The following is a 5,284-nucleotide window of genomic DNA, read 5'->3' on the forward strand; positions in this document are numbered from 1 at the left end:
GGACTCCGCACCTACTTCACCACTGGACCTAAAGAAACCCGCGCTTGGACTATTAAAGCTGGAATGGTGGCTCCGCAGGCAGCAGGCGTGATTCACTCTGATTTTGAGCGCGGATTCATCCGCGCGGAAACGGTGGCATACAAGGATTTAGTTACGGCTGGCTCAATGAGCACTGCAAAGGAAAAGGGCTGGGTCCGCAGTGAGGGCAAAGAGTACGTCGTTGCGGAAGGCGACGTGATGCTGTTCCGGTTCAACGTCTAATCGCTGATGCTACGCGAAGAGCAGGTGGTAAATGGTCAAACTGACCTACCACCTGCTCTTCATTTCAATTCTTCTACAAATTGCTCATTGACCCGATCAAGTTAGGACGCGATCGCCTCCACACGTCGTCCCCGACTCGTCGCCTTCTGCTCTTCTACAGATTGCAGCAGGAATACCAGCAGCGAATTGCTTTGAAGTTCACGACGCAGCATTCGTCGGAGTTCGACTTCAATTTGGGTTTGTAGCCCTGTCCAGTCGATTTCTAGCGGACCTTCGCCAAACGAGCGCGCAAAATCAGTCCAGCGATCGCGCAGCACAAATTCGATAACGTTGCGAATCTTGGTGTTGAGTTCGCTGTGGTCGATCGTCGTCACCACGCCGCGCAAGTGCACTTCGGGCTTAGTAAGCAAGCGTCCTTCCGCATCAACGGTCGCTGCCACGGTGACAACACCATCACCTGCGAGCTGCTGTCGCTCTTTCAGCACCTTATCGTTGACCACACCGGAGCGGGATGCATCCACCAGTTCGATGCCAGCCGCAACCTTATCACCGACGCGAATCGAGCTTTCTGTCAATTCCACCACGTCGCCGTTGTTAATGATTACCATGTTCTGAGCGGGAATGCCCATGCTCTGAGCGGTCTGAGAATGCTTGACCAACATGCGGTGCTCACCGTGAACAGGCAAGAAGAACTTGGGACGAGTCATCCCGATCATCAGCTTCTGGTCCTCTTGGCAGGCATGCCCAGAAACGTGTATGCCTTGTTCCTTCCCGTACACGACCTTTGCGCCTTTCATCATTAGCTTGTCGATCACATTGACAACAGCGACGGTGTTGCCTGGAATCGGGTTCGCCGAGAACACTATTGTGTCGCCTTCGCGTACCTTGACCTTCGGGTGATCTCCATTGGCAATGCGAGTCATTGCCGACATCGGCTCACCCTGCGATCCAGTCGTGAGAATCAGGACGTTCTTGTCCGGCATCTTGTGGATCATGTGCAGCGGCTGAAGCAGATCGTCCTCGCACTTGATGTAGCCTAAGGTGCGAGCGTGAGCAATGACATTCAGCATTGATCGCCCAATGACCGACACAACGCGCCCGTGCTTTTTCGCTAGCTCCAGAATCATGTTGATTCGGTGCACCGACGACGCAAAGGTAGTGACGAGCAAGCGTCCATTCGCCTGAGCAAAGACGCGATCAAGGTTGGGAAAAACTGATCGTTCCGAAGGCGTGTAGCCAGGAACTTCAGAGTTGGTCGAGTCGCTGATTAAACACTGAACGCCGCGTTCGCCGTATTCAGCTAAACGCTGAAAGTCGAAGAACTCACCATCTACAGGCGTGTGGTCGATTTTAAAGTCACCTGTATGAATCACAACGCCCACCGGGGTGCGAATGGCAACTGTGAAGCTATCGGCGATCGAGTGCGTGTTGCGGATGAACTCGACAAAGAACGAGTTACCGATGCGGACAATATCGCGGGGACCGACGGTGCGAAGTTCGGTGCGATCGGCAACGCCCGCCTCTTCCAGCTTGCCCTCTAGCAGCGCCATCGCCAATCGAGGACCGTAGATGACAGGAATGTCGAACTGCTTAAGGTGAAACGGAATGCCGCCGATGTGGTCTTCGTGGCCGTGGGTCACGATCATCCCTTTAATTTTGTGGCGGTTCTGCCGCAGATACGTCATGTCGGGCAGAACGATGTTCACTCCATGCATTCCGTCGGTCGGAAAGGCTAAGCCTGCATCGAGCAGCACGATCTCGTCGTTAATCTCGAAGACGCAGGTGTTTTTGCCAATCTCGTGTAGTCCACCGAGGGGAATGATTTTGAGGGGTGCTTGGGTTTGGGTCATGTGTGTCCTTACGTAGAATCAATAAAGTTGAGAGAAAGCGTTAAATGCTTAAGACTGATTGCTGTTTGAAGTCCAGGATTCAGGATGCGCAAAGCGGTTTGAGAGTAAGCGCAAAAACGTATCAGTCATAGAACGTTGCGTGAGTTGCCTACACAAGGTAGGCAGCAAATAGGCTATTCAATTGTCAAGAAACCCTGATGAGAACGGCAGACTGTACTAGAGCAAGGACAGCTCCGCCAGAACGCTCTCCAACAAGTGCACCACATCCGTGGGTGCCTCACAGAGCGGAGGGCGGGTAGAGCCAACCTGCCAGCCTTGCAGATTGAGTGCCGCTTTTACGGGAATTGGATTCGCAGTAGCAAACAGCGCCTTAAACAAGGGAAACAGCTTGAGATGCAGATCAGTTGCGACCTGAAGTTGTCCAGCCTGAAACGCCTGAATCATCTGCTGAATCTGACTGCCAACAAGATGACTAGCCACACTGACCACGCCCTGAAACCCGATCGCCAGCAGCGGCAGCGTCATATAGTCATCGCCAGAATATAGCAGAAAGTCCGCCGGTAGAATGCGTCGAAGCTGGCTCGCCTGATCAATATTGCCCGTAGACTCTTTGAGCGCCACAATGTTTGGCACCTCAGCCAGACGCGCTACCGTCTCGGCTTGCAAATTCTGTCCAGTCCGTCCCGGCACATTGTAGAGCATCAGCGGCATGTCAGGCACTGCCTCGGCGATCGCTCTAAAGTGCTGATACAGCCCCTCTTGAGGTGGCTTGTTGTAGTAGGGGACAACCTGTAATGCTCCATCGATCCCTATTCTAGCGGCTTTTTGGGTTGCTGCGATCGCTTCTTGAGTCGAATTTGACCCAGTCCCAGCGATAACCTTAGCCTTCCCACTTACTGCCTGACGCACCACACAAAACAGGTCGTACTCTTCGTCCCACGTCAACGTTGGAGACTCTCCAGTAGTGCCGCAGACAACCAATGTGTCTGTTCCAGCTTCGGCTAAATAGGTTGCCAGTTTCTCGGCAACGGCAAGGTTCACTCTGCCATCGTCCGTAAACGGCGTCACCATTGCGGTTAAAACACGTCCAAAATTCACCACACGCTTCTAGTTGTTAGGGATTAGTAAGTAAGTCAGGTAGAGCGACGATCATTGGCGGCTACAGGAGTTTTGAGCAGGTTCTTTTGCACCAGAAGCTCTGCGATTTGAACAGCGTTAAGGGCGGCACCTTTGCGGATTTGATCACCGCAGAGCCAAAGCTCTAAGCCGCAGGGGTGCGATAGGTCTTGTCGAATTCGACCTACAAGCACGTCGTCTTGCCCACTCGCCTCGATCGGCATGGGGAAGTGGTTGGCAGACCAGTCCTCCACAAGCTTAATGCCGGGTGCTTGGCTGAGGATTTCTCTAGCCTGCGCCACACTAAACGGTTGGTCAAACTCCAAGTTAATCGCTTCCGAGTGCGCCCGCAAGACGGGAACCCGTACGCAGGTTGCCGTGACTCGTAGGTCCGGCGCAGCAAAAATCTTGCGCGTCTCGTTAACCATCTTTAGTTCTTCTTCGCAGTACCCCTGCTCATTCAGCGGTGAGTTGTGGGGGAACAGATTAAACGCTAGCGGATACGGGAAGATTTCAGCGCTGGGGGTTTGCCCATGCAGAATTGCCTGTGCCTGCACTTTGACTTCTTCCATCGCTCGTGCTCCGGCTCCACTAGCGGACTGGTAAGTTGCGGCAACGATGCGACGAATGGGTTGAACTTGGTGTAGGGGATACACCGCCACGCTCATCAAAATTGTCGTGCAGTTTGGGTTGGCAATGATGCCACAATGCTCTGCGGCGGCGTAAGCGTTCACTTCTGGAACGACCAGCGGCACAGTTGGGTCCATGCGAAAGGCGCTGGAGTTGTCAATAACCACAGCTCCTGCTACCACAGCTTTTGGTGCCCAAGCCCGCGAAGTCGAGCCTCCAGCGGAAGCCAGGACGATATCCACACCGTCAAAAGCACGATCGCTTACTTCTTCAACTAGCAATTTTTCGCCCTTGAACAGCAGATGGCTACCTGCCGATCGTGCGGATGCTAGTAGTTTTAGATCCGACAGGGGAAAGTTGCGCTTCTCCAATAGCTCTAATAGCTCTGTGCCAACGGCACCTGTCGCACCTAAGATTGCGACTCGATAAGACTGAGCCAATCTAACAACCTCCACAACCCTTGATATCCATAATGTTAAATACAGATCGAATTTAGAATTCTAATTAATGACGCTGCTTCTTAAGAATTTCTATTAACTAACTTTGAGTGACTCCGTTTGTAAAGCTGAGCGGTATCCGTGATTCGTTTAAGGGTTTTAACTATCCAAAGCCCGAACTCCAAGATTCTAACGGATTTTGTCAGAAGCAGATTGAAATTTAAGTGTTCTCTGGCAATTCCGATGGCCTTCATTAAGATTCAGCCTGACCCATTACCTATCCTGGATCGGAATCAGGTACCATAGCTAGTTGCCGCAGTGTGGTCCAAACCCCGATCGCAGCTTTAGCCAGTTCGTGCGAGTGATTGCCAAAGTTTGGCTACACCGTATTTGGGTCTTGCTTCTCGGGAGTTAACGGATTCTTAAGGTTTGTGTTCTAAAGCAAGCCAACGACGGCAGGCTATTCTTTGCTCAGCGAGTGAGCCATCGCTCCGAGATTATCAGCGCTAAGATCGCCTCAATCGTCCCAATCATTTCCGAACGTCCCCGTCATTTCCGAACTACGCCGATGAAAGTTACTCAGGAAAAGCTCCCCGCCAGCCAGGTTGGTCTGGAAATTGAAATCACGCCCGAAATGTCAAAAAAGGTTTACGACCAGGTAATCGACAAGTTCGTGCGCTCTGCTAACATTCCAGGATTTCGCAAAGGCAAAGTGCCACGCCAAGTCGTAATTCAGCGATTTGGCTCTGCCCAGCTGAAGGCGGCAGCCGTTGAAGAACTCATTGAGGACAGCCTGAAGCAAGCACTTGAGCAGGAAAAAATTGAGGCTCTGGGCAATTTTCAGCTGCGATCGTCGTTTGATGACCTCGTGCAGCAGTTTCAGCCTGGCTCTGCCCTGACGTTCTCGGCAGCGGTCGATGTGCAGCCAGAGGTAACGCTGAATCAATACACCGATCTCCAGGTGCAGGCAGAAGAAGTCAAGCCCGACCT

5 protein-coding genes are annotated in these 5,284 nt (G+C 52.4%); 2 read left to right on the forward strand and 3 right to left on the reverse strand.

What is annotated here, in order from left to right:
• The coding region (locus H6F43_RS04390; RefSeq protein WP_190341043.1) for a DUF933 domain-containing protein at positions 1-261 on the forward strand (261 nt) is incomplete at its 5' end.
• Between the two features lie 101 nt (positions 262-362).
• Here H6F43_RS04390 and H6F43_RS04395 read toward each other — a convergent pair.
• The 3 genes from H6F43_RS04395 to H6F43_RS04405 form a co-directional block, all read right to left on the reverse strand.
• The gene (locus tag H6F43_RS04395; RefSeq protein WP_190341045.1) at positions 363-2,111 is read right to left on the reverse strand and encodes a ribonuclease J; all 1,749 of its coding nucleotides are present in this window, start codon (positions 2,109-2,111) and stop codon (positions 363-365) included.
• A 216-nt stretch (positions 2,112-2,327) separates the two neighbouring features.
• On the reverse strand, positions 2,328-3,212 hold the full coding sequence (dapA, locus tag H6F43_RS04400; protein ID WP_190341047.1) for a 4-hydroxy-tetrahydrodipicolinate synthase: 885 nt from the start codon (positions 3,210-3,212) through the stop codon (positions 2,328-2,330).
• A 32-nt stretch (positions 3,213-3,244) separates the two neighbouring features.
• Positions 3,245-4,297: an aspartate-semialdehyde dehydrogenase gene (locus H6F43_RS04405; protein WP_190341049.1), complete on the reverse strand. Its 1,053-nt coding sequence runs from the start codon at positions 4,295-4,297 to the stop codon at positions 3,245-3,247.
• Between the two features lie 565 nt (positions 4,298-4,862).
• On the opposite strand from H6F43_RS04405, the gene H6F43_RS04410 reads away from it, so the two are divergent.
• Positions 4,863-5,284: trigger factor family protein (locus H6F43_RS04410; RefSeq protein WP_190341051.1), on the forward strand; the 422-nt coding region annotated here is incomplete at its 3' end.

It is taken from the genome of Leptolyngbya sp. FACHB-36, from assembly GCF_014695955.1.
In the GTDB taxonomy this organism is placed as follows: Bacteria; Cyanobacteriota; Cyanobacteriia; order Leptolyngbyales; family Leptolyngbyaceae; genus FACHB-36.

Bases quoted from the DNA above. Each gene is read 5' to 3' on its own strand.
- H6F43_RS04395 (WP_190341045.1), bottom strand. From the start codon at position 2,111: ATGACCCAAACCCAAGCACCCCTCAAAATCATTCCCCTCGGTGGACTA.